Annotated in this window: 22 protein-coding genes; 17 read left to right on the top strand and 5 right to left on the bottom strand. The window is 70.8% G+C overall.

All coding sequences use genetic code 11. The features are described from left to right. Positions 1 to 130: 130 nt before the first annotated feature. From hutI to ACIBKX_RS35735, 5 genes are all read left to right on the top strand, one after another. Positions 131 to 1,303 (top strand): imidazolonepropionase, encoded by a 1,173-nt coding sequence (gene hutI / locus ACIBKX_RS35755; protein WP_363277716.1) that lies wholly within the window; start codon positions 131 to 133, stop codon positions 1,301 to 1,303. 66 nt (positions 1,304 to 1,369) lie between these two features. After that, positions 1,370 to 1,714 carry a peptidase inhibitor family I36 protein gene (locus ACIBKX_RS35750; protein ID WP_363277715.1) on the top strand — a complete coding sequence of 115 codons (345 nt, stop codon included), beginning with the start codon at positions 1,370 to 1,372 and terminating at the stop codon, positions 1,712 to 1,714. Positions 1,715 to 1,807: 93 nt separating this feature from the next. Further along, the gene (locus ACIBKX_RS35745; protein ID WP_363277714.1) at positions 1,808 to 2,317 is read left to right on the top strand and encodes a DUF3995 domain-containing protein; all 510 of its coding nucleotides are present in this window, start codon (positions 1,808 to 1,810) and stop codon (positions 2,315 to 2,317) included. Next, positions 2,307 to 2,831: an RNA polymerase sigma factor gene (locus ACIBKX_RS35740; protein ID WP_363277713.1), complete on the top strand. Its 525-nt coding sequence runs from the start codon at positions 2,307 to 2,309 to the stop codon at positions 2,829 to 2,831. Before ACIBKX_RS35745 ends, ACIBKX_RS35740 begins: the two co-directional genes overlap by 11 nt. After that, complete coding sequence (locus tag ACIBKX_RS35735; protein WP_363277712.1) at positions 2,828 to 3,280, top strand: hypothetical protein; 453 nt, start codon at positions 2,828 to 2,830, stop codon at positions 3,278 to 3,280. Before ACIBKX_RS35740 ends, ACIBKX_RS35735 begins: the two co-directional genes overlap by 4 nt. 228 nt (positions 3,281 to 3,508) lie before the next feature. Here the strand turns inward: ACIBKX_RS35735 and ACIBKX_RS35730 are convergent, their stop codons facing one another. Further along, the gene (locus tag ACIBKX_RS35730; protein WP_363277711.1) at positions 3,509 to 4,492 is read right to left on the bottom strand and encodes an RNA polymerase sigma factor SigF; all 984 of its coding nucleotides are present in this window, start codon (positions 4,490 to 4,492) and stop codon (positions 3,509 to 3,511) included. Positions 4,493 to 4,730: 238 nt separating this feature from the next. On the opposite strand from ACIBKX_RS35730, the gene ACIBKX_RS35725 reads away from it, so the two are divergent. From ACIBKX_RS35725 to ACIBKX_RS35700, 6 genes are all read left to right on the top strand, one after another. Then, a complete protein-coding gene (locus tag ACIBKX_RS35725) occupies positions 4,731 to 5,099 on the top strand; it encodes an STAS domain-containing protein (RefSeq protein WP_363277710.1) in 369 nt (122 codons plus the stop codon). Between the two features lie 250 nt (positions 5,100 to 5,349). Continuing rightward, a complete protein-coding gene (locus ACIBKX_RS35720; protein ID WP_363277709.1) occupies positions 5,350 to 5,862 on the top strand; it encodes an ATP-binding protein in 513 nt (170 codons plus the stop codon). Between the two features lie 225 nt (positions 5,863 to 6,087). Further along, positions 6,088 to 6,822: an LPXTG cell wall anchor domain-containing protein gene (locus ACIBKX_RS35715; protein WP_363277708.1), complete on the top strand. Its 735-nt coding sequence runs from the start codon at positions 6,088 to 6,090 to the stop codon at positions 6,820 to 6,822. Between the two features lie 98 nt (positions 6,823 to 6,920). Beyond that, a complete protein-coding gene (locus ACIBKX_RS35710) occupies positions 6,921 to 7,913 on the top strand; it encodes a WxL protein peptidoglycan domain-containing protein (protein WP_363277707.1) in 993 nt (330 codons plus the stop codon). Next, a complete protein-coding gene (locus ACIBKX_RS35705; protein ID WP_399376968.1) occupies positions 7,910 to 9,115 on the top strand; it encodes a hypothetical protein in 1,206 nt (401 codons plus the stop codon). The genes ACIBKX_RS35710 and ACIBKX_RS35705 overlap by 4 nt, the downstream gene beginning before the upstream one ends. Further along, positions 9,112 to 10,482 (top strand): hypothetical protein, encoded by a 1,371-nt coding sequence (locus ACIBKX_RS35700; protein ID WP_363277706.1) that lies wholly within the window; start codon positions 9,112 to 9,114, stop codon positions 10,480 to 10,482. Before ACIBKX_RS35705 ends, ACIBKX_RS35700 begins: the two co-directional genes overlap by 4 nt. Here ACIBKX_RS35700 and ACIBKX_RS35695 read toward each other — a convergent pair. After that, entirely contained in the window at positions 10,445 to 11,653 is a 1,209-nt protein-coding gene (locus ACIBKX_RS35695; protein ID WP_363277705.1) for an MFS transporter, read from the bottom strand. The genes ACIBKX_RS35700 and ACIBKX_RS35695 overlap by 38 nt on opposite strands. A gap of 132 nt (positions 11,654 to 11,785) precedes the next feature. On the opposite strand from ACIBKX_RS35695, the gene ACIBKX_RS35690 reads away from it, so the two are divergent. Then, positions 11,786 to 12,553, top strand: a complete 768-nt coding sequence (locus ACIBKX_RS35690; RefSeq protein ID WP_399376965.1) for an AraC family transcriptional regulator — start codon at positions 11,786 to 11,788, stop codon at positions 12,551 to 12,553. On the opposite strand, the gene ACIBKX_RS35685 is transcribed toward ACIBKX_RS35690, so the two are convergent. After that, the gene (locus ACIBKX_RS35685) at positions 12,550 to 13,374 is read right to left on the bottom strand and encodes an alpha/beta hydrolase (RefSeq protein WP_363277704.1); all 825 of its coding nucleotides are present in this window, start codon (positions 13,372 to 13,374) and stop codon (positions 12,550 to 12,552) included. The two genes, ACIBKX_RS35690 and ACIBKX_RS35685, sit on opposite strands and share 4 nt — an antisense overlap. Before the next feature lie 119 nt (positions 13,375 to 13,493). After that, positions 13,494 to 14,990 (bottom strand): oligopeptide:H+ symporter, encoded by a 1,497-nt coding sequence (locus tag ACIBKX_RS35680; RefSeq protein ID WP_363277703.1) that lies wholly within the window; start codon positions 14,988 to 14,990, stop codon positions 13,494 to 13,496. Positions 14,991 to 15,467: 477 nt separating this feature from the next. Here ACIBKX_RS35680 and ACIBKX_RS35675 point away from each other — a divergent pair, with 477 nt between their 5' ends. Further along, on the top strand, positions 15,468 to 16,145 hold the full coding sequence (locus ACIBKX_RS35675) for a response regulator transcription factor (protein ID WP_363277702.1): 678 nt from the start codon (positions 15,468 to 15,470) through the stop codon (positions 16,143 to 16,145). Between the two features lie 141 nt (positions 16,146 to 16,286). Further along, positions 16,287 to 17,558, top strand: a complete 1,272-nt coding sequence (locus tag ACIBKX_RS35670) for an ATP-binding protein (RefSeq protein ID WP_363277701.1) — start codon at positions 16,287 to 16,289, stop codon at positions 17,556 to 17,558. 40 nt (positions 17,559 to 17,598) lie between these two features. On the opposite strand, the gene ACIBKX_RS35665 is transcribed toward ACIBKX_RS35670, so the two are convergent. Further along, positions 17,599 to 18,126, bottom strand: a complete 528-nt coding sequence (locus tag ACIBKX_RS35665) for a GtrA family protein (protein WP_363277700.1) — start codon at positions 18,124 to 18,126, stop codon at positions 17,599 to 17,601. A 209-nt stretch (positions 18,127 to 18,335) separates the two neighbouring features. Here ACIBKX_RS35665 and ACIBKX_RS35660 point away from each other — a divergent pair, with 209 nt between their 5' ends. Genes ACIBKX_RS35660 through ACIBKX_RS35650 form a run of 3 tightly spaced genes read left to right on the top strand, consistent with a single transcriptional unit; the run spans position 18,336 to position 21,236 of the window. Further along, entirely contained in the window at positions 18,336 to 19,490 is a 1,155-nt protein-coding gene (locus tag ACIBKX_RS35660) for a 5-(carboxyamino)imidazole ribonucleotide synthase (RefSeq protein WP_399376961.1), read from the top strand. Continuing rightward, on the top strand, positions 19,487 to 20,032 hold the full coding sequence (gene purE / locus ACIBKX_RS35655) for a 5-(carboxyamino)imidazole ribonucleotide mutase (protein WP_363277698.1): 546 nt from the start codon (positions 19,487 to 19,489) through the stop codon (positions 20,030 to 20,032). Before ACIBKX_RS35660 ends, purE begins: the two co-directional genes overlap by 4 nt. Positions 20,033 to 20,036: 4 nt before the next feature. Continuing rightward, positions 20,037 to 21,236, top strand: coding sequence for a dipeptidase (locus ACIBKX_RS35650; protein ID WP_363277697.1), 1,200 nt, complete (start codon positions 20,037 to 20,039; stop codon positions 21,234 to 21,236). The last annotated feature ends 937 nt before the right edge of the window (positions 21,237 to 22,173 follow it).

Below are 22,173 nucleotides of genomic sequence, written 5' to 3'. Positions count from 1 at the left end.
GCCCGTTGCCCCGCACCTTCGGCCGCACCGAACAGACCTTTTCCGCCCACCCGCCCATTGCCCCGCGATCGGGGAAAGAACCGCCAAAGGCAGGACCCCCGCCCGCACCAACCCGCAGAGGAACCACCCCATGACCACCACCCTCATCACCAACATCGCCAGCCTCGTCACCAACGACCCGGCGCAGGGCGACGGAGGCCCGCTCGGCCTCCTGACGGACGCAGCCGTAGTCCTGGACGGCGAGCACATCGCCTGGGTGGGCCCGGCCGGCAAGGCCCCCGCGGCGGACGCCGCCCACGACGCGAACGGCCAGGCCGCGATCCCCGGCTTCGTCGACTCCCACTCCCACCTCGTCTTCGCGGGCGACCGCACCCAGGAGTTCAACGCCCGTATGTCGGGCCGCAGTTACTCCGCGGGCGGCATCCGCACGACGGTGGCCGCGACCCGCGCCGCCACCGACGAGGCCCTGGAGGCGAACCTCACCCGCTACCTGGCGGAAGCCCTCCGCCAGGGCACCACCACCTTCGAGACGAAGTCCGGCTACGGCCTCACCACGGAGCACGAGTCCCGAGCCCTCCGCATCGCGGCGAAGCACACGGACGAAGTCACGTACATGGGCGCCCACATCGTCTCCCCGGACTACGCGGAGGACCCGGCGGCGTACGTGGAACTGGTCACCGGGGAGATGCTGGACGCCTGCACGCCGCACGCCCGCTGGATCGACGTCTTCTGCGAGAAGGGCGCGTTCGACGGCGACCAGGCCCGCGCGATCCTGACGGCGGGCAAGGCGAAGGGCCTGCACCCCCGCATCCACGCGAACCAGCTCAGCTACGGCCCCGGAATCCAACTGGCGGTAGAGCTGGACGCGGCAAGCGCGGACCACTGCACGCACCTCACGGACGCGGACGTGGACGCGCTGTCGAACAGCGACACCGTCGCCACGCTCCTCCCCGGCGCCGAGTTCTCCACCCGAGCCGAGTGGCCGAACGCGCGCAGGCTCCTGGACGCGGGCGCGACGGTGGCGCTGTCGACGGACTGCAACCCGGGATCCTCCTTCACCTCCTCCGTCCCCTTCTGCATCGCCCTCGCGGTACGGGACATGGGCATGACCCCGGACGAGGCGATCTGGTCGGCGACGGCGGGCGGCGCGGCGGCCCTGCGCCGCACGGACGTCGGCCGCATCACGCCGGGCGCCCGCGCGGACCTGGCGATCCTTGACGCCCCGAGCCATGTCCACCTGGCGTACCGGCCGGGCGTACCGCTGGTCGACGCGGTGTGGCGAAGGGGCGTGCGCGCGTACTGACATCGACTAGCCTCTCGCCGGGGGCCGCAGACCACGGTCCCGGTCGAGAGAAACAGGGGACATCTCATGCAGCGCAAGCACCGGTTCACTGCAAGGTTCGCCGTGGGGGCCGTAGTTGCCGCCGCGGCGATCATCGCCCCGTCCACGGCAGCGACGGCGGCACCGCGCTGCGAATCCGACCTGTGTGTGTGGTCGGGCGTCAACTACAGCGGCACCAAGACCACGGCGGGCTACTTCGACAGGAACACGCACTGCTACCCGGACGGGCGCTACAACTCGGCGATCAGCAAGACCGGGTACAAGCTCCGGATGTACAGCGGTTCGCGCTGCAACGGTCCGTCGTTCATCCTCAAGCCCGGCCAGAAGATCTCGGACACCCGGTTCGTGGTGCACAGCTTCAAGCGCGCCTGAGCGGAAGAATTCCCGTACACCGACGGAACGTTTCGCATGAAGGCCTCCTCTGTTGGGCGACGGATTCTCACGTCGCCCAACAGAGGAGGCCTCATGTCGTACGGACCCGAGAAGACCGGCACAGCCGACACAACTGCCGCCCCCGCCCCCGCCCCCGCTCCCGCCCGCGTCCCCACGCCGACCCGCGCCGCCGCCCTCGTGGCCTCTGTGCTCACCGCGGACGCCCTGCTCCACCTGTACTGGACGACGGGCGCGACCTGGCCGGCGGCGGACGACAGCGGCCTGTCCCAGGCGGTGCTCGGTACGGACGTACCGTTCACGCCACCGGTGCTGCTCCCGCTGGTCGCGCTCCTCCTCACCGCCGCGGCCCTGGTCACGGCGTACGCCCGAGGCCCCCGTCACGTACTTCTCCGCCTCGGCACCCTGGCGGTGACCGCGGGCCTGACGCTGCGCACCCTCGCGGGCGTGTACTGGCTGTTCACCAAGGAGCCGGACACCGCGTTCTACTGGCTCAACCTCGGTCTCTACACCCCGCTGTGCGCCGTCCTGGCCGTCGCGGCCCTGCGCGTGGCGCGGTGGAAGGATACGGCCCGTGCCCGATGAGCGATCAGGTTCCGGCGACCGGACGGCGGCGGCCCGTCTGGTGCGTGCGGCCCAGCGCGGCGACACCCTGGCGATGGCCGAACTCCTGGACCTCCTCACGCCGTACGTGGCCCGCATCTGTACGCCGATCGCCCTGGACCAGGGGGCGGACGCGGCGCAGGAGGCGCTGGTGGCGGTGTTCAGGTCGCTGCGCACGCTGAAGGAACCGGCCGCGCTGTACGGCTGGGTCCGCGCGATAGCCGTACGCGAGGCGATCCGCACCGCGCGCCGGTCCGCGCGCACCGTGCCGGCGGACCTCAGCGCGCTGCCGGCCCGAGGCGACCCGCAACTCTCCGCCGACATCAGGGACGTACTGGACCGGCTCTCCCCCGAACACCGTGCGGTGCTGATGCTGCGTGACGTGGAGGGCCTGGACGAGCGCACTGCGGCCGCCCTGCTCGGCGTGCGCACGGGCACCGTCAAATCCCGGCTGCACCGGGCCCGCGACACCTTCCGGAAGGCGTGGACGTCATGAACGAGCCCTGGCCCACCACTGAGCTGGACCCCGTACGCCGTCTGCACGCGTTGGCGGCCGGCATCAGCGGCGCCCACGTCACGGAGGCATTCGTGGACGCGCCCTTCGACCGGGTCTGGTCCCTGCTCGGCGACCTGGAGGGCGGCTTCGGACAGGTCGTACCGGACATGGAACGGCTGCGCGTGGTCCGTCGCCGCGGCGAGCGAGTCGAGGCCCTGGCCCGCAGCAAGTACGGCCTCCGCGCCCATCTGCGGGGCGTCCACCGCCCGGGCTGGTGCTGGCTGCAGAGCCGCTTCCTGCTGATCGGAGCAGCGGCGACCCCGGAGGGCCCGGGCACGCGGGTGGCGTTCACGGGCGGCGTCCGCCTCCCGACCCGCGCCGCGCTGATCCCGCTGGGGGTACGCAGGGAGGGCGACCGCAGCGTGCGGAAGCTGACGGCGCTGCTGTGAGCGCGTGTTGGCGTGCTGCTTGCAGGACAGGCCGTTGAGCTTCCGGCTCGGGAGCGGCTCGCCTTGCGGGGGCTCGATGTGCTGGTGCCGGGGCCGCTGCGCGGCTGCACGCCGAGACCGCGGTGGCGGCGGCGCTGTAGACGAACTCACCCACCCCCTACCCCGCGTTGCGGGGTAAACGGGTGGGTGAGTGGGAGAGATCGTCCGGACACCGAGCGGCGCGGCACCTCACTCCTCTACGGTCAACCCCTTGCGGAGCTTGACCAGCGTTCGCGACAGCAGGCGTGAGACATGCATCTGTGAGATGCCCAGTTCATCGCCTATCTCCGACTGCGTCATGTTGGCGACGAAGCGGAGGGAGAGGATCTTGCGGTCGCGCGGCGGCAGTTCGGCGATCAGCGGCTTCAACGACTCGACGTACTCGATGCCTTCGAGTCCGTGGTCCTCGTAGCCGATGCGGTCGGCCAGCGCGCCTTCGGAGTCGTCCTCCTCGGGCTGCGCGTCCAACGAGCTTGCCGTGTAGGCGTTGGAGGCGGCCATGCCCTCCACGACCTCGTCGTTGGAGATGCCCAGGCGCTCGGCGAGCTCGCCCACCGTGGGGGCGCGATCGAACTGCTGGGCGAGTTCGTCGCCCGCCTTGGCGAGGTCCAGTCGGAGTTCCTGAAGGCGGCGCGGCACGCGCACCGACCAACTCGTGTCGCGGAAGAAGCGCTTGATCTCGCCGACGATGGTCGGCATGGCGAACGTGGGGAACTCGACGCCTCGGCTGAGCTCGAAGCGGTCGATCGCCTTGATCAGGCCGATGGTGCCGACCTGGATGATGTCCTCCATCGGCTCGCTGCGGGAGCGGAACCGGGAGGCCGCGAACTTCACCAGGGCGAGGTTCAGCTCGACCAGGGTGTTGCGGACGTACGCGTATTCGTGCGTGCCTTCCTCGAGCGACTCGAGGCGTTCGAAGAGGGTCTTGGAGAGAGCTCGTGCGTCGAGCGGTCCCACCTCGTCGTACGGGGGAATCTCGGGCAGATCGGCGAGCCCGTGCTCCAGGACTTCCGCATCCGTCACGGCCGGTGCGGCCGGCTGCGCTTCCGGCGTTCCTTCCGTGCGAGGGCCCGGGATCGTGGTCTCGGAGCGGTGCGGCGGGAGTGTCGGGAGTGTCGACGTCGCTTGGTCAGTATGCGATTCGTCGAGCCGGGGTGACATGGTGTCCTCCATCGTTCTCGGCATATGGCTGCCGATGCCAATACGTGCACTGCGGTGTGCGGCGCCTCCAAAGCCGTCCGTGTTGATTGCTGTCTCTTCTACCCCTACCCGCTTCCGCGGCACAGTCGCAAGTGCGTTCTGCGGGGAAATGTCCGAATTCGGGGGGATGTTCGGGTACCCGAGGCCGTACGGAAGGCGTAATGTTCGAGGGCGTCATCAACAGCCACGACGGTCGGAAGTGAGTGACGGAATGGACCGCGGGACGGTCGGCAGCGCACATAGGGGCCGACTTCGGGTCGAAGTGCGAGGAGAGGGCCCGAGTGCCGTAGTGACACCGGCGGGTGAGCTGGATCACCACACCGCCGATCTGTTGCGCGAGCCGCTCGAGAGCTGCCTCGACGACGGCTTCACGCGCCTGGTCGTGGACTGCTCGAGACTTGAGTTCATGGACTCCACCGGACTGAACGTGCTGCTCGGCGCCCGGCTCAAAGCCGAGGCCGCGGGAGGCGGGGTTCATCTGGCGGGGATGCAACCGGTGGTGGCTCGGGTCTTCGAGATCACCGGCGCCGACGCGGTCTTCACGGTCCACGAGACGCTCGAGGCGGCGCTCGTCCACTGACCGGACGGCCGACTGACGGTGCGTGTCCAAGAGTTACTCGGCAGTTGTCTCTGCGTGATCACCGCGTTACCAGCGTCACACGGGCCGCACCGAATAAGTGGGTGTTCTCACGGTTCGGCCGGGCAGGAGACACCCTGGATCCGTCATCAGAAGTCAGCCAGAAGTCATCAGAAGTCTCTAAATCAATCTTGTCCAGCTTTGTTGTCCAGCTTTCTGTCCAGAGTCCCCTTGTCGGTGAGGTGAAGCGCTGATGAGCACCACCCGGCCTTACTCGCCGGGCGACCGCGGCCCGGAGTCGGAGGCCGCCGTCGCGGACGCTCCCGTGGGCCCGGCCTCCGCGGCGGCCGCCACGGGCCGCCAGGTCCGCAGGCTGAGTCTGAACGGCGCGAGCGGCATCGTCCCGCTCGCCCGGGACTTCGCGCGCCAGGCCCTCCAGGCATGGGGGTGGCTGCCCGCGGCGGGCGCGGATCAGCGCGCCGCGGCCGAGGACGTCCTCCTCGTCGTCTCCGAGCTGGTCACCAACGCGTGCCTGCACGCCGAGGGCCCCGACGAGCTGTGGCTCTCCTCCGACGCCAAGGTGCTGCGCATAGAGGTCTCCGACCGCGGCGCGGGCCAGCCCGCCCCGCGCACCCCGCACCGGGCGGGACGGCCCGGCGGGCACGGGATGTTCATAGTGCAGCGGCTCTGCCTCGACTGGGGGGTCGTCAGGACGCCGGGGGTCTCCGGCAAGACGGTGTGGGCGGAACTGAGCGCGCCGGTTTAGCCCGCCCCGCGGCCGCCCCACGGCCGTCCCGCGGAGCTTCCCGGGCCCCCGCTCAGTCCCCCTTGGGTTACCCGCGGTTCGACACGCGCCGGATCACTACGGATCCGGCGCGTTCTTTGTCTTCCCTCTCCAAGGCGCCGGGCGTACCTTGAGCGCCCAATCTGATGTGCCGTCAGTAAATCCGCACCCCGCGGCACGCCACGACCGGCATGAGGGGAACTCGAGGTGTCTCACCAGAAACGAAGGGCCGCGCTCGCGCTCGCCACGGCTCTGGCCGGGGGCTCGGCGGTGCTGATGGCCGCCCCCGCCGCGCAGGCCGAGGTCCAGGACGTCAACTACCAGTGCAAGACGCCCATCGGGAACAAGGGCGCGGTCTCGCCGATCGACATCAAGAGCGTCAAGAGCGGCAGCGGCTACAAGCTCACCATGTCCTTCCAGAAGGGCGTCTCCTCCAGCCCCGTGGAGCTCGGCAAGGGCGCGATGAAGCCCAGCGCGCTGATCAAGCTGGGGGGCGCCGAGAGCGGCACGGTCCCGGTGTCCGGGGCGCCCAACGACAAGGCGATCCCCGCCAACACCCCCATCAAGATCAGCGATCTGTCGGGGACGTACACCCCGAAGAAGAGCGGCAAGGTCACCTTCACCGCCGGTGTCCTGACCATCAAGGCACTCGGTACGACGACGACGTGCACCCCCTCCAACAGTCCCAAGCCCTCGCTCTCCCTCGATGTCAAGGGCTCGGGCGGCGGCGGTGACGACAGCGGCTCCGCGACCGGCGGCGGCTCCGGCGATGCGGGCTCGGGCGGCTCGGCCAGCGCCCCCTCCGGCGGCGACGAACTTCCGCAGACCGGCCCCGCGGATTCGGCCATCGCGCTCGGCACCCTCGGTGGCACGGTGCTGCTCGCGGGCGCGGCGGGCGCGCTCTGGCTGACCCGCAGGAACCAGGCGGCGCGGTCGCGCTAGGCGGGATGCGCGGCGTCGCGGGGACGCGACGACCGCGCACGCCTGTGTCCGACCACCGCGAACGACGCGTACTTCCCCAAGCTCTTGAGGAGCAGGGGATGCCCCATCTCCAGGAGCCGCCGATGCCGTCGCTGCTGTCCGCCGCCCGTGCTCTCCCCCTGGCCGTGGCCTTACTGGTGGCGGGCGCGACCGCGACTCCCGTGTACGCCGATGACGCCGGGGCGTGGTCGCTGGCGCCCTCCGCGGGAGGCGGGACCCGGCCCGCGAAGGACGGCCGGCCCTACTTCTATGTGGAGGGCACGCCCGGCTCCGTCCTGGAGGACACGGTCACCGTCACCAACCCCGGACCGAAGCCGCGGACCGTCGAGCTGAGCGGCGCGGACGCGGACAACACACGGGGCGGCGCGTTCTCGCTGGACCGCGGGAAGCCCACCGACACCGGCGCCTGGATCACCTTCGCCGAACGCGAGGTGAAGGTGCCGCCGCGCAGCCGCGCCGAGGTCCCGTTCAGCGTGAGCGTCCCCGAGAACGCCGTACCGGGCGACCACCCCGGCGCGGTCGTCGCGCGCGAGGGCGGCCGGGACGCCGGGGTGCGGGTGCATCTGCGGGTCAGCGGACCCACGCTGTCCGCGCTGACCGTGGAGCACGTGAAGGTCGCGGACGGGCGTATCACGTACGACGTCGTCAACCGCGGCAACACCGTCCTGACCCCGAAGCTCGCGGTCCACGCGGAGGGCGTCTTCGGCACCCTCCTGGACCGCGCCCCGCGCCGCCTGCCCCTGGAACTCCTGCCGGGCCGCCGGGTCAGCCTCACCGAACCCTGGCCCGACACCCCAGCCCTTGACTCGGCGGAGGTCCGCCTCACGGTGACGGCGGCGGGCGGGGCGGAGGACGAGTCCGCCGTGGAGGTGCGGTTCGTGCCGTGGGGAGCGGTGCTCGGGGGAGCGCTGGGGGTCGCCGCTCTGGCCGGGGCCGGCTTCTGGTTCGTACGCAGACGCGGCGGGCCGGGCGGTGGGCCGCCCCCGGAAGAGGCCGAACAGGACGACACCGAACGGGAGTTGACGACTGTGGGACGGGGTGAGGGACGATGAGCGACTCCCTGCTGCGGCGAGGCAGGAGCTGCCTGGCGATGGCCGCCGCGCTGGGGGCCCTGCTGGCCGCGCTGCTCCCGGCGGCCCTGGCCACGGCCGCCGAGAAGCCGGCCGTCACCCTCTCCAAGAACCAGGCCGGCCAGGGCGGGGACATCACCGTCAAGGGCAAGGGCTGGCGCGCGGACGCCCTCCTGATGATCCTGATCTGCGGCCAGGCCACCCCCGCCAAGGGCGTACCCGGCGGCACCAACTCCTGCGCCAACGCGGAGGGCCTCGCCGTCACGACCAAGGGCGACGGCACCTTCACCAAGAAGCTCCCCGTGGCGGAGCCGCCCGAGCCCTGCCCCTGCGTCGTCCACGTGGCCACCGTCACCGGAGAGAAGGCCCAGGCGGACGCCGCCTTCAAGGTGGCGGGCCACCCGGTGAAGGATCTGCCCGAGCAGGAAAGCGGCGGCCGGCTCTCCGTCCTCACCGACACCCGCCTGGACGGCGACAGCGGCGTACTGACCTGGTTCGGCGCCCCGCCCTCCCGCAAACTCGTCTTCACGGTGGGCAACGTCGGCTCCGCCCCCGTCAAGGATCCGGTCTTCCGGGTCGGCACGTCCCACGGGGTCTTCGCCCCGCAGTGGGAGGAGCAGCAGTGGCGCGGCACCATCGCGCCCGGCAAGAAGGCCCAGATCAAGCTCCCGGTCGAACTCTCCGCCGGGGCACACGGCAACTACCTCGTCTCGCTGAAGTTCGGCGGCAAGGTCCTCGCCGAACAGCCCTGGGGCGTCGGCCGCCCCTGGGGCGTGACCGTCTTCTGGATCCTGCTCTGCGTCGTCGTACCGGCCGCGGTCTTCCGTATCGGCATGGCGGTCGTGGACCGGATCCGCCCGAACCGCCGCGGCGGCGGGCGCTCCCGCGCGGCGGGACGCCACCGCACCGGCAGGCTCGCCGAACTCACCGACCGGCTGCCGAAGTTGCGGCTGCCCCAGGGGGCGGTCGCGGCGGACCAGGCGGCACGCACCCGACGTACGAAACCGACCGAGGACACGCGGCAGGGCGGCGCCGACCCGAACGGCACGGCCACCCTCCCGTGGTTCACGCCCGACACCGGCCCCGGCGGCACCGCACCCGCCGGCCGGCTCTCCGCACCGTCAGAGAACAGCCCGACGGCGAATTCACCGGACTCGCCGAAAACGACGAAGGGAAACACGTGATCAGCAAACGACGGAGAGCGGGCGCGGCCTCGGCTTCGCTCCTCCTTGCCGGTGCGGGCATCCTCCTCGGGGCGGGCCCCGCGCAGGCGGCCGAGGTCGCCTACAAGACGGAGTGCATCCCGCCGGCGATCTCGGGCCTGCCGCCGGTGCAGGGCACCACGAAGGTGGAGATCACCGCGCCGGCCACCGCGAAGGTGGGCGACGAGGTCGAGGTCGTATGGAAGACGACCGAGGCGGCGTCCAAGAACCCGGACATCCTCGACCTGGACAAGGACACGGTGAAGCCGACCGGCACCATCAAGGTGGCCGGCGGTCAGACGACAGACCTGGCGATGGCGGGCGAGCGGGTCAATCCGCCGATCAAGAAGAACAGCCCGATGATCCTGTCCGACATGAAGGGCAAGCTGAAGCTGACCAAGGCGGGCGAGGTCACGCTCACGCCGGACGCGTACAACATCAACGTCAGCAAGCCGATGTCGACCGACACCAAGTGCACGCCGAAGGAAGAGGTCAAGGCGGGCGCGACGATCAAGGTGACGGACGGGGGCGGGAGTTCGGGCGGCTCGACCGGTGGTGACACCGGCGGGACGGGTGGCTCCTCGGGCGGTTCCTCGGGTGGTTCCTCGGGTGGTGACACCGGCGGTGACACGGGAGGCGGGTCCACCGGTGGCTCCACCACCGGCGGAGGCGGCGGCGAGACCGACTTCACCGGCAAGGAAGTCCAGATTCCGTACAAGTGCAAGACGCCCATCGGCGACAAGGAAGCGACGTCGCCCGTCCAGATCAACGCCAAGAAGGACGGCGGCAACTACGGCCTGACCGTGAAGTTCAAGAAGTCCGTCATGGACAGCCCCGCCGACATCCCCAAGGACTCGGTGAAGCCGTCCATGGAGGTCAAGCTGGGCGGCGCGGACAAGGGCACGGTGCATGTCGAGGGGCCCGCGAACAAGGAGCCCATCAAGTCCGGCGACCCGATCAACATCCCTGACCTGACCGGGACCTACAAGCCGGGCGCGGACGGCAAGTCGACGCTGTCGCCGGGTGTCCTGACGGTCGAGGCACTGGGTACGACGACGACGTGTACGCCCGCCAAGAGCGAGGTGTCGCTGGAGATCGACACGGCGGCGCAGCCGGGCGGGGCCGCGGGCGGCGGGTCCGGCTCTGCGGGTGGCTCGACCGAGGGCGGCTCCACGGGCGGCTCCTCGGGCAGCTCCGCGGGTGGTTCGTCCTCCGGCGGCGGTCTCGCCGAGACCGGCGCCGAGAACGACGGCACCCTGCGCGCCCTCGGCCTGGTCGCCGGCACGGTGATCCTGCTGGGCGGCGCGGTGTTCACGTTCCTGCCGAAGCGGCGGGGCGGCCTGCGCTAGCGGCCTCTTGGGGGCGCTGCCCCTGGGCTGGCTCGGGAGCCGCGGGCTCGGGAAGCGCGCGGAAGAGGAGCCAGCTCAGGGCGGGCATGGCGATCAGCGGTGTCAGGGCCGTCCGCAGCGAAGTGGCGTCGGCGAGGCGGCCGAGGAGCGGGCTGATCAGGCCGCCGATGCTGACGGTGAGGCCGAGGGTGACGCCGCTGGCGGTGCCGATGCGGGAGGGCAGGTAGTCCTGGCCGAGGGTGACCTGCAAGGAGAACGGGACGTACAGGCCCGCGGAGGTGAGGGCCAGGAAGGGGAACATGGCCGGGCCCGGGGCGTAGACCACTCCGGCGACGGCGCCGACCGAGACCAGGTAGGACCAGCGGGAGACGCGGACGCGGTCGTAGCGGTTGGCCAGGAAGCCGCCCAGGACCGAGCCGACGGCGCCGCCGAGGAACAGCAGGAACAGGGCCACGGTTCCGGCGGTGGTGCTGCCCTGCATGCGCTCGCGGGCGTACAGGGAGACGAACGTACTCAGGCCGGTGAAGACGACGGAGCGGAAGACCACCGCCAGGGACAGCTTCACGAACGAGGCCATGTCGTCGGTGCCCGTGACCGGGGCGGACTTGGCGGCGCCGGCCTGATGCCGGCCGAGCAGCTGGAGCACCGGCACGCACAGCGCGGCGCCGGCGAGCGCGGGCAGGACGAGCACCGGGGTCCAGTGCAGCGACCCGTGTCCGACGACGACCGCCACCATGATCGGGGCGAGGGCGAAGCCGATGTTGCCGCCGAGGGAGAACCAGCCCATCGCGCTGTGGCTGCCCCGGCTCACCAGCCGTGCCACGCGGGCGGACTCGGGGTGATAGGCGGCGACGCCCATGCCGGAGACGGCGACGAAGAGCAGCGTGAGTCCGTAGGAGCCGCTCAGGCCGCTCAGCGCGATGCCGACGCCGCCGAGCAGCGTGCTGACCGGAAGCAGCCACGGCATCGCCCACCGGTCGGTGAGCGCGCCGAACACCGGCTGGGCCACCGAGGACAGCAGGGACGCCGCGAGGACGATGCCGGAGGCGACGGCGTAGCTGTAGTCGCGCTCGGCCACAAAGAACGGGATCAGCGCCGCGACGGCGCCCTGGTAGACGTCGACGCAGGCATGCCCCACGGACAGCAGAGAGATCGCTGGATTCCTTCGCACCCGTCCATGCTGGGAGAGGCGAGGGGTGGCCCGCTTTCGATAGATTGCCAGATGATGCAGGAAAACCGCCACGGGGTCAGGGACGGGGTCCGTCATGAGTTCAGCCCTGGGATCCGCCATGAAGGCCATGAAGTGAGCGCTGGGCTCCGCCATGAAGTGAGCCCTGGGATCCGCTACGAGCCCATCGCGCCGACCCGGACCCAGCGGCTCGCGTCCGGCGGTGAGATCGACGCGCACCGGCACGACGACCACCAGATCATCTACGCCAGCCAGGGCATCGTCGCCGTCACCACCGACGCCGGGTCATGGGTCGCCCCCGCCACCCGCGCGCTCTGGATTCCGGCGGGCACCGTCCACCGTCATCAGGCCCACGGCGAACTCGACCTCCACTTCGTCGGTCTGCCCGCCACGGAGAATCCCCTGGGCCTCGACAAGCCGGCCGTCCTGGCGGTCGGCCCGCTGCTGCGTGAACTCATCGTCGCCTACACGCGCGACCCCGAGGACGACAGCCCGCCCCACCTGCGCCTGCGGGCCGTCATGCTCGACCAGCTCAAGGCCTCTCCCGAGCGGCCGCTGCACCTGCCGACCCCGACCGACCCGTTGCTCCGGGAGCTGCACGGCATCCTGTGCGCCGACCCGGCGGAGGGCCGGTCCCTCGACAGACTCGGCCGACAGCTCGGTGCCAGCGCCCGTACGCTCTCCCGCCGCCTCCACGACGACCTGGGCCTCAGCTACCCCCAGTGGCGTACGCAGCTCAGGCTCCACCACGCGCTGATCCTGCTCGCCGACGACACCCCGGTCACCGCCGTCGCGCACCGGTGCGGCTGGTCGTCCGCCAGCACTTTCATCGACGTGTTCCGCCGCACCTTCGGCCACACGCCCGGCTCCCGCCCCGCCTAGGCGTGGCCCCGGAGCCATCGGAGTACGTCCTGTGCCATGCCGGGAGTCTTGAGCAGCGGGCCCCCGTGGGCCGAGCCGCGGGTCGTCCGTACGGTCACGTCGTCCAGGCCCGCCCTGCGCTGGGCGTCCGCGAACTCGGCCGAGTGGGCGGGCGGCACGAAGTCCCCAGCCGAGTGGACCAGCAGCAGCGGTGCGTCCTGTGCGCCCGAGGCGTGGGACTTGGCGGCGAGGTCTCCCCACTGGTTCCGGCACGGCTGCCCGCCCCGGTCCGGCGAGCAGCCCGCGAGCCGCTCCGCCGACCGGCGCAGGCCGCGGCGCGCGGACGATGCGTCGGGCTTCGCGCCGTCCGCCCAGGCGCGGTAGGGCGAGGCGACGGGGGAGAGGGCGACGACGCCGCGGGTCCGCTTGCCGCCCGCCCCGTACGCCCCGGCGCTGAGGGCGAGATGTCCGCCGGCCGACGAGCCGAGCAGCAGCGGCCGCTGCCCGGAGCGGCGCTTCACCCACCGCAGCGCGGCGAGCACGTCGTCACGCTGCGCGGGCCACACGGCGTCGGAGGCCAGCCGGTAGTCGGTGTCGTACACGGTGAACCCGCGCGCCGCGAACCACCGCGCCCAGCCGCTCCAGTCGGTGTCCCGCATCCAGGACCCGCCGTGCAGGATGACGAGGGCGGGACCCCGGTCCCCGTACACGGTGATGTTCTGCCGAGCGTGCCCCCCGTAGGAGAAGACCCGGCCGTCGCGCGGTTCGGGCGCCGCTTCGGCGGCGGCACTGGACGACAGCAGCGCCCCGCAGAGGGCGAGGGCGGGCAAGGTACGGCGCATGAGGCTGATGCTGCACGGCGACGCGCGGCAACCGGAGCAGAAACGCCAAGGGCCACCGCACCGGGTGGTACGGCGGCCCTCAGTTCGTTTATGCGCTTACCCGACGGGCGCGGCGCAGGTCAGTTCACGGAACCCATCAGTTCCTTGACCTTCTTGCGGTTCATCCAGATGCCGAAGCCCGCGATGACCGCGATGATCGCCTCTACTGCCACCGCGCCCGACGTGTCCAGGTTGACGCCCAGCTGCGGGGACGTCAGGAGGCCGGTGACCGAGTCGCCCGCGGTGACCGCGAGGAACCAGACACCCATCATCTGGGCGGTGTACTTCGCCGGGGCCATCTTCGTGGTGACGGAGAGCCCGACCGGGGAGAGGCAGAGCTCGCCGACGGTCTGGATGAAGTAGATCGACACCAGCCACATCGGGCTGACCTTGCCGCCGTTGTTGGCGGTGTCGATCAGCGGGATGAGGAAGACGGCGAAGGAGATGCCGATCAGCGTGAGGCTGGAGGCGAACTTGACCGCGGTGCTCGGCTCCTTGCCCCGCTTGTTCAGCCACAGCCACGCCGAGGCGACCACGGGGGCCAGCGCCATGATGAAGATCGGGTTCAGCGACTGGTACCAGGAGGTCGGGAAGTCCATCCCGAGCAGGCTGTTCGTCGTCTTGCCCTCGGCGAAGATCGACAGCGTCGAACCGTTCTGGTCGTAGATCATCCAGAAGACGGCGGCGACGATGAAGAACCAGACGTAGCCGGAGAGCTTGGACTGCTCCAGGGTCGTCAGTTCCTTGTCGCGCTTCATGCGGACCAGGACGGCGATCGGGATGATCAGACCCGCGATGGTCAGCGGCATCAGCGCCCAGTCGGCGAAGTTCCCGGTGACGCCGAGGAACGTGTAGAGCGCGGCCGCGACGATCAGCCAGATCAGGCCGGTACGCAGGGCGGAGGCACGCTGCTGCGGCGTCGCCGGCTGCGAGACGACGCTGCTCTCGGCGCTCAGGTGACGCGAGCCGATCATGAACTGGGCCAGACCCAGCGCCATGCCGACCGCGGCGAGCGCGAAGCCGAGGTGCCAGTTGACGTTCTCGCCGACGGTGCCGATGGTCAGCGGGGCGAGGAAGGCACCCATGTTGATGCCGATGTAGAAGAGCGTGAAGCCACCGTCACGGCGCGGGTCCTCGGGACCGTCGTAGAGGTGGCCGACCATCGTGGAGATGTTGGCCTTCAGCAGACCGGAACCGAGCGCGACGAGCGCGAGGCCGGCGAAGAAGGAGGCCGAGCTCGGCAGCGCGAGCGTGATGTGGCCGAGGATGACGACACCGGCGCCGATGGCGACCGTCTTGCGCGGCCCCCAGAAGCGGTCGGCCATCCAGCCGCCCGGCATGGCGAGCAGGTAGACCATCGACATGTAGACGGAGTAGATCGCCGTCGCCGTCGTGGCACTCATGTTCATGCCGCCGGGGGCGATCAAGTACAGCGGGAGCAGTGCCTTCATGCCGTAGAAGCTGTACCGCTCCCACATCTCGGTCATGAAGAGTGTGGCCAGTCCGCGGGGGTGGCCGAAGAAGGTCTTCTCAGAACCAGGGGTACTGGCCGAGTCCTTCGTCAGGCTGGACGCCATGGGTCGATCCTCGTGGGTTCGGGACGCGCGCCAAGAGCGTGTGCGCGCCCGGTGGGGGGCGGTCGGCACCGGGGTCTGACCGCCCACGCCCCCACGCCCGGGGGGAGATTCGCCCTCCGTGTCGAGGAGGGCGCAAGGCGGCGACTCCGAGATCCACACCCTGGGCGCGTCTTCACGGCCAGGGCCCGACCACAGGTCATTCCTTTCAAGGCTGGCAGTAGCCGGCCCGCACATAAAAGAGACCTAAGGCGCGCACAGCGGGCCATAGGTCCTTGGGTAGTGCATCAGGCGTTGGGTCACCATACGCCACGACAGTGCGGCATATGGAAGGACTTGAGAGATGGATCACAGGTTACGACGGAACCAACGGCCCAGTTTTAAAGGTGATTCTCAGGATCGCACCCCAGAGCCGCAGGGTTCAACGATCAGGCGGCGATCACCCCACGGCGCTCGTCCGTCGCGGACTACCATCACCCCATGACCCGTGTACTGCTCGCCGAGGACGACGCGTCCATCTCGGAGCCGCTGGCCCGCGCCCTGCGCAGGGAGGGTTACGAGGTCGAAGTGCGCGAGGACGGCCCGACCGCCCTCGACGCCGGGCTGCAGGGCGGCGTCGACCTCGTCGTACTCGACCTGGGGCTGCCCGGCATGGACGGCCTGGAGGTGGCCCGCAGGCTGCGCGCCGAGGGGCACACGGCGCCGATCCTCATCCTGACCGCCCGCGCCGACGAGGTGGACACCGTGGTGGGCCTGGACGCGGGCGCCGACGACTACGTGACCAAGCCCTTCCGCCTCGCCGAACTCCTTGCCCGCGTCCGGGCCCTGCTCCGGCGCGGCGCCACCGAGCCGCAGCAGCCGCCGGCGACGCACGGGGTGCGGATCGACGTGGAGTCGCACCGCGCGTGGATGGGCGAGGAGGAGCTCCAGCTCACGGCGAAGGAGTTCGACCTGCTGCGGGTCCTGGTCCGCGACGCGGGCCGGGTGGTCACCCGCGACCAGCTGATGCGCGAGGTCTGGGACACGACGTGGTGGTCGTCCACGAAGACCCTGGACATGCACATTTCCTGGCTGCGCAAGAAGCTGGGCGATGACGCGGCCAATCCCCGGTACATCGCCACCGTGCGCGGGGTGGGCTTCCGCTTCGAGAAGAGTTGAATCGAGCGGCCTGAGGAGCGCCCCGTCAGGGGCGCGGGGAACTGCGCGATCAGCCACGACGCACCCGCGCTCGCCGTGGAACCGCCGAAGGCAGACGCGACTGCGGGGCCTGACGGGGCTCGTATCCAGGACACTGGGTAAATGCGCCGCCGATTGATCAGCTCCACGCTGGCCGTGGTCCTCGTAGTCATCGCCGTCTTCGGCGTAAGCCTCGTCATCGTCGAGACGAGGACCATCACCAGCAGTGCCCAGGAGCGGGTGACCTCCGAGGCCGTGCGGCTCGCCGGGATCGTGGACAGCCGGCTCATCAGCGACGAGCGGATCAACGCGGAGATCCTGCGTGACGTCGCCGCGGTCGACGCCGACCGCTACGCCCTGATCGAGATCCCCGGCCGGGCCGCCATCGAGATCGGCTCCCGCCCCAACGGCGACGTCATCCACGCCACCGCGTCCGGCGAGGAGGGCGAGAAGGTCACCGTCGAGGAGCCCCGCACCGCGGTCACCGACGAGGTCGGCCGGACGCTCCTGATCATCGGCGCCGTCGCCCTGCTCGCGATCATCGCCGCCGTACTCCTCGCCGTCCGCCAGGCCAACCGCCTCGCGTCCCCGCTCACCGACCTCGCCGAGACCGCGGAGCGCCTCGGCTCGGGCGACCCCAGGCCCCGCCACAAGCGGTACGGGGTGCCGGAGCTGGACCGGGTCGCGGACGTCCTGGACGGCAGCGCCGAGCGGATCGCCCGCATGCTGACCGCCGAGCGGCGCCTGGCCGCCGATGCCTCGCACCAGCTGCGTACGCCGCTGACGGCGCTGTCCATGCGCCTGGAGGAGATCACCGTCACCGACGATCTCGACACGGTGAAGGAGGAGGCGACGATCGCGCTCGCGCAGGTCGAGCGGCTCACCGACGTGGTGGAGCGGCTGCTCACCAACTCCCGTGACCCGCGCACCGGTTCGGCCGTCTCCTTCGACCTGGACGAGGTGATCAAGCAACAGATCGAGGAGTGGCGACCGGCCTACCGCAGCGCGGGCCGCGCCATCGTCAGCTCGGGCAAGCGGCATCTGCACGCCGTGGGCACACCGGGCGCGGTCGCCCAGGTGCTCGCCGCGCTGATCGAGAACTCCCTCATGCACGGTGGCGGCACGGTCGCCCTGCGCACCCGCGTCACCGGCAACCAGACGGTCGTCGAGGTCACGGACGACGGCCCCGGAGTCCCCGCCGACCTCGGCGCCCGGATCTTCGAGCGCACGATCAGCGGCCACAACTCGACGGGCATCGGCCTCGCCGTGGCCCGGGATCTGGCCGAGGCGGACGGCGGCCGGCTGGAGATGCTGCAGACGAAGCCGCCGGTGTTCGGGCTGTTCCTCTCGCGTACGCCGCCCCAGAAGCGCGACCGGCAGGACACGGTCCGCTAGCGCGGGGCGGGGCAGGAGGGGCGGGGAGGGGCAGGCGGGGCTAGCGGCGGGCCGGAGCCTTGCGCTCGGCGGCCGACGCCTCGGCCTTGGCCCCGGCGTCCAGGAACGATTCCGCATGGGCGACGGCCTCGCGGGCCGGCAGCGCCCGGAAGACCCAGGTGCGGTACGACCAGAAGCGGAAGCAGGTCGCGATGCCGATGCCGAGGAACTTGAAGAGGTTGGACTCCAGGCGGCCGTCCCAGCCGAAGCCGTACGTCGCCGCGTAGAGCACGCCGTTCTCGATCACCAGGCCGACCGCGCTGAACAGCAGGAAGAGGGTCATCTCCTTCGTCCTGCCGCTCTTGTCACGGTCCCGGTACGTGAAGTAACGGAAACCGACGTAGTTCACGGCGATCGCGACGACCGTGGCGATCACGCTCGCGCGCACGACCTGCAGGTCGGAGGTATGGCGTACGAGGTTGAAGACGGCGAAGTTCACCACCGTCCCGACCGCTCCCACGGCCCCGAACTTGACGACTTCGCGTGCGAGCCGGTCCAGCCGCACCCGCAGTGCGCCACGTTCCGTCATAGTGGTCGCCCCAACCCCCGTCGATTCGTATCGGTCGCGTCGACGTATGTGGTCATTCGGTCGCGTCAACCAAGCCATGCTAACCAGCGACCCCCGTCCGTCGCTCGTCACCGCCTCCACACTGTGGCGGCTCTGTGACGAGAGAGCCCGTGCGGGGCGTGCAAACCGGCCGTTCCGGGGTGGCTGATACGGGCCGATACCCTGGGGGTGTGACGTTCCCGGTAGTCGGCATGGTCGGCGGCGGTCAGCTCGCCCGTATGACCCACGAGGCGGGCATCCCCCTCGGCCTAAGATTCAAGCTCCTCAGTGACACCCCTCAGGATTCCGCGGCGCAGGTCGTCAGCGATGTCGTCATCGGCGACTATCGCGACCTCGACACGCTGCGCGAGTTCGCGAGGGGCTGCGATGTGATCACTTTTGATCACGAACACGTACCCACCGAGCATCTACGGGCCCTGGAGGCGGACGGCATCCCCGTGCGTCCGGGGCCCGACGCGCTGGTGCACGCCCAGGACAAGGGCGTGATGCGCGCGAAGCTCATGGAGATCGGCGTGCCGTGTCCACGCCATCGGATCGTGAAGGACGTGGCCGACGTGGCCGCCTTCGCGGCCGAGGGCGCGACGGATGGCGGCGACGGCTTCCCGGTGATCCTCAAGACGGTGCGTGGCGGCTATGACGGAAAGGGGGTGTGGTTCGTCCGTTCCGTCGAGGACGCCGAAGACCCCTTCCGGGCCGGCGTCCCGGTGCTCGCCGAGGAGAAGGTCGACTTCGTACGCGAACTGGCGGCGAATGTCGTGCGCTCGCCGCACGGCCAGGCCGTGGCCTACCCCGTCGTCGAGTCGCGGCAGGTCGACGGCGTCTGCGACACGGTGATCGCCCCGGCGCCCGGCCTCGACGCCACCCTCGCCCTCCAGGCGGAGGAACTGGCGCTCCGTATCGCCAAGGACCTCGGCGTCGTCGGCCACCTCGCGGTCGAGCTCTTCGAGACGACCGACGGCCGCATCCTGGTCAACGAGCTGGCGATGCGCCCGCACAACTCGGGCCACTGGACGCAGGACGGCGCGATCACCTCGCAGTTCGCCAACCATGTCCGCGCGGTCCTCGACCTGCCGCTGGGCGACCCGCGCCCGCGCGCCAAGTGGACGGTCATGGCGAACGTCCTGGGCGGCGACTACCCGGACATGTACCAGGCGTACCTGCACTGCATGGCGCGCGACCCGCAGCTCAAGATCCACATGTATGGCAAGGACGTGAAGCCCGGACGCAAGGTCGGCCACGTCAACACTTACGGCGACGACCTGGACGACGTGCTCGAGCGCGCCCGTCACGCAGCCGGCTACCTCAGAGGAACGATCACCGAATGACCGCACCTGTAGTTGGCCCCGTTGTAGGCATCGTCATGGGCTCGGACTCCGACTGGCCAGTCATGGAGGGGGCCGCCAAGGCGCTCGACGAGTTCGAGATCCCGTACGAGGTCGACGTCGTCTCGGCGCACCGCATGCCGCACGAAATGATCGCGTACGGCGAGCAGGCGGCCGACCGGGGTCTCAAGGCGATCATCGCGGGCGCGGGCGGCGCGGCGCACCTGCCGGGCATGATGGCGTCGGTGACGCCGCTGCCGGTGATCGGCGTGCCCGTCCCGCTGAAGTACTTGGACGGCATGGACTCCCTGCTCTCCATCGTGCAGATGCCGGCCGGTGTCCCCGTGGCGACCGTCTCGGTGGGCGGCGCCCGCAACGCCGGTCTCCTCGCGGCCCGCATCCTCGCCGCGCACGACGCCGAACTCCTGGGCCGGATGCGGGAGTTCCAGCAGGAGCTGAACGAGCAGGCCACGGAGAAGGGCAAGCGGCTGCGGGCCAAGGTCGAGGGGGCGGGTTCCGGTTTCGGTTTCGGCTCGGGAAAGTAAGCGCATGACTTCTCCCGACAGCACCTCTCTTGCCGAAGCCCGTTCCCTGCTCGCCGAGTTCCCGGTGGTCGACGGTCACAACGACCTGCCCTGGGCGCTGCGCGAGAAGGCGGGCTACGACATCGACCGCCTCGACATCGCCGCCGACCAGACGGGCAGCCTGCACACGGACATCGCCCGGCTGCGGTCGGGCGGTGTCGGCGCGCAGTTCTGGTCGGTGTACGTCCGCACGGACCTGTCGGGCGACGCGGCGGTCAGCGCGACCCTCGAACAGATCGACTGCGTCGACCAGTTGCTGACGCGCTACCCGGCGGATCTGGCCCGCGCCTTTACGGCGGCGGACATGGAGAGCGCCCGCGCCGAGGGCCGTATCGCGTCCCTGATGGGGGCCGAGGGCGGCCACTCGATCAACAACTCCCTCGCGACCCTGCGGGCGTTGTACGCGCTGGGCGTCCGCTATATGACGCTGACGCACAACGACAACATCGCGTGGGCGGACTCGGCGACGGACGAGCCGGGGGTCGGGGGCCTGTCGCCCTTCGGCCACGAGGTGGTCCGCGAGATGAACCGCACCGGCATGCTCGTCGACCTCTCCCATGTGGCGGCGACGACGATGCGGGCGGCCCTGGACACGTCCGTGGCGCCGGTGATCTTCTCGCACTCGTCGTCGCGGGCGGTCTGCGACCACCCGCGCAACATCCCGGACGACGTCCTGGAGCGGCTGCCCGCCAACGGCGGTGTGGCGATGGCGACGTTCGTGCCGAAGTTCGTGCTGCAGGCGGCGGTCGACTGGACGGCGGCGGCCGACGACAACATGCGGGCGCACGGCTTCCACCACCTGGACACGACGCCGGAGGCGATGAAGGTCCACGCGGCCTTCGAGGAGTCGACCCCGCGCCCGATCGCCACGGCCGCGACGGTCGCCGACCATCTCGACCACATGCGCGAGGTGGCGGGCGTCGACCACATCGGCATCGGCGGCGACTACGACGGCACGGCGTTTACGCCGTCCGGCCTCGACGACGTCGCGGGCTACCCGAACCTGATCGCGGAGCTCGTCGACCGCGGCTGGTCGCGCGGTGATCTCGCGAAGCTGACGTGGCAGAACGCGGTACGGGTCCTTGGCGCGGCCGAGGACGTGGCGCGGGACGTCCAGTCGCGTCGCGGTCCGTCGGTGGCGACGCTGGAGCAGCTGGACGGCTGACGGCCCCTTGACCGCACTGTGCTGCGCCCGGCGCTCGAAGGGTGGGCATCCCGCCCTGGGGCTGGTGAGGGACGCCAACCTGGGCTCGGTGAGGGCGGGTTGGCGGGGCGGCGTCCGTTGGTTACCGGGCGGGGGCTTCGGCGGACCGGCGCTTCATCGGCGCCGGGGCCGCCCGCTGTTACTAGGTTGGCGGTTCCGGGCCGGGAGTCAAGGGCGCTCCTTCGTCGCGTCGGCTGCGCCGATTCCGCTGCGCTCCACCCTTGACACCCGTCCCTCCACCGCAGGTGAACGCCGACCGGGCGGCCCGGGAAGCGGGCCTCTCGGGAAGCGGGGGCGGGTCATCCGGCTTCGCTGCCGGGTGCGGACTTGTTCGTTTCAGCGGGCGCCTGCTGGAGGGGGGCGCGGCCGCTCCGGGGATGGCTACCGGTCTCGTCAAGCGTCCGCCGACCGGATCGCAGGGGGGACCGTCACGCGTCAGGCGGCACCCCCAGCCCGCGAGGCGCCCTCGGCCCGTCTGTCGTCGATGAAGGGGAGGCGGCAGGGGCATGTGTGACTGACGTGGCCCAGCCGCCTCCCCCTACCCTCACCTCATCTCGACATATCGGTCATCTCGGGTGCTGGGGGGTGGTGATGGGGGCCGGATCCCAGGAAAGTCCCGCCAACCAGGCCCTTTCCCCGGCGTGTCGTGAGACTTTCCGGCCATCGGTCATCGGCCATCGGCGATCGGTGGGAATCGGCCATCGGTGATCGGTGGGCATCGGCCATCAGCTATCGGTCATCCGCCATGCGACTGCCCCTATCCGTCAGACGATTCCCGACCGGCCGCCCGACCGGCCGCCTGCCCGGCCGCCCGACCGGCCGCCTGCCCGGCCGCCTGACCGCCCGGCCGCCCGCCCGCCTGACCGGCCGACCGCCCGACCACCTGACCGCCCGCCCG

Source organism: Streptomyces sp. NPDC050658 (genome assembly GCF_044457025.1).
GTDB lineage: Bacteria > Actinomycetota > Actinomycetes > Streptomycetales > Streptomycetaceae > Streptomyces.
This window is presented reverse-complemented; position numbering and strand designations above follow the sequence as displayed.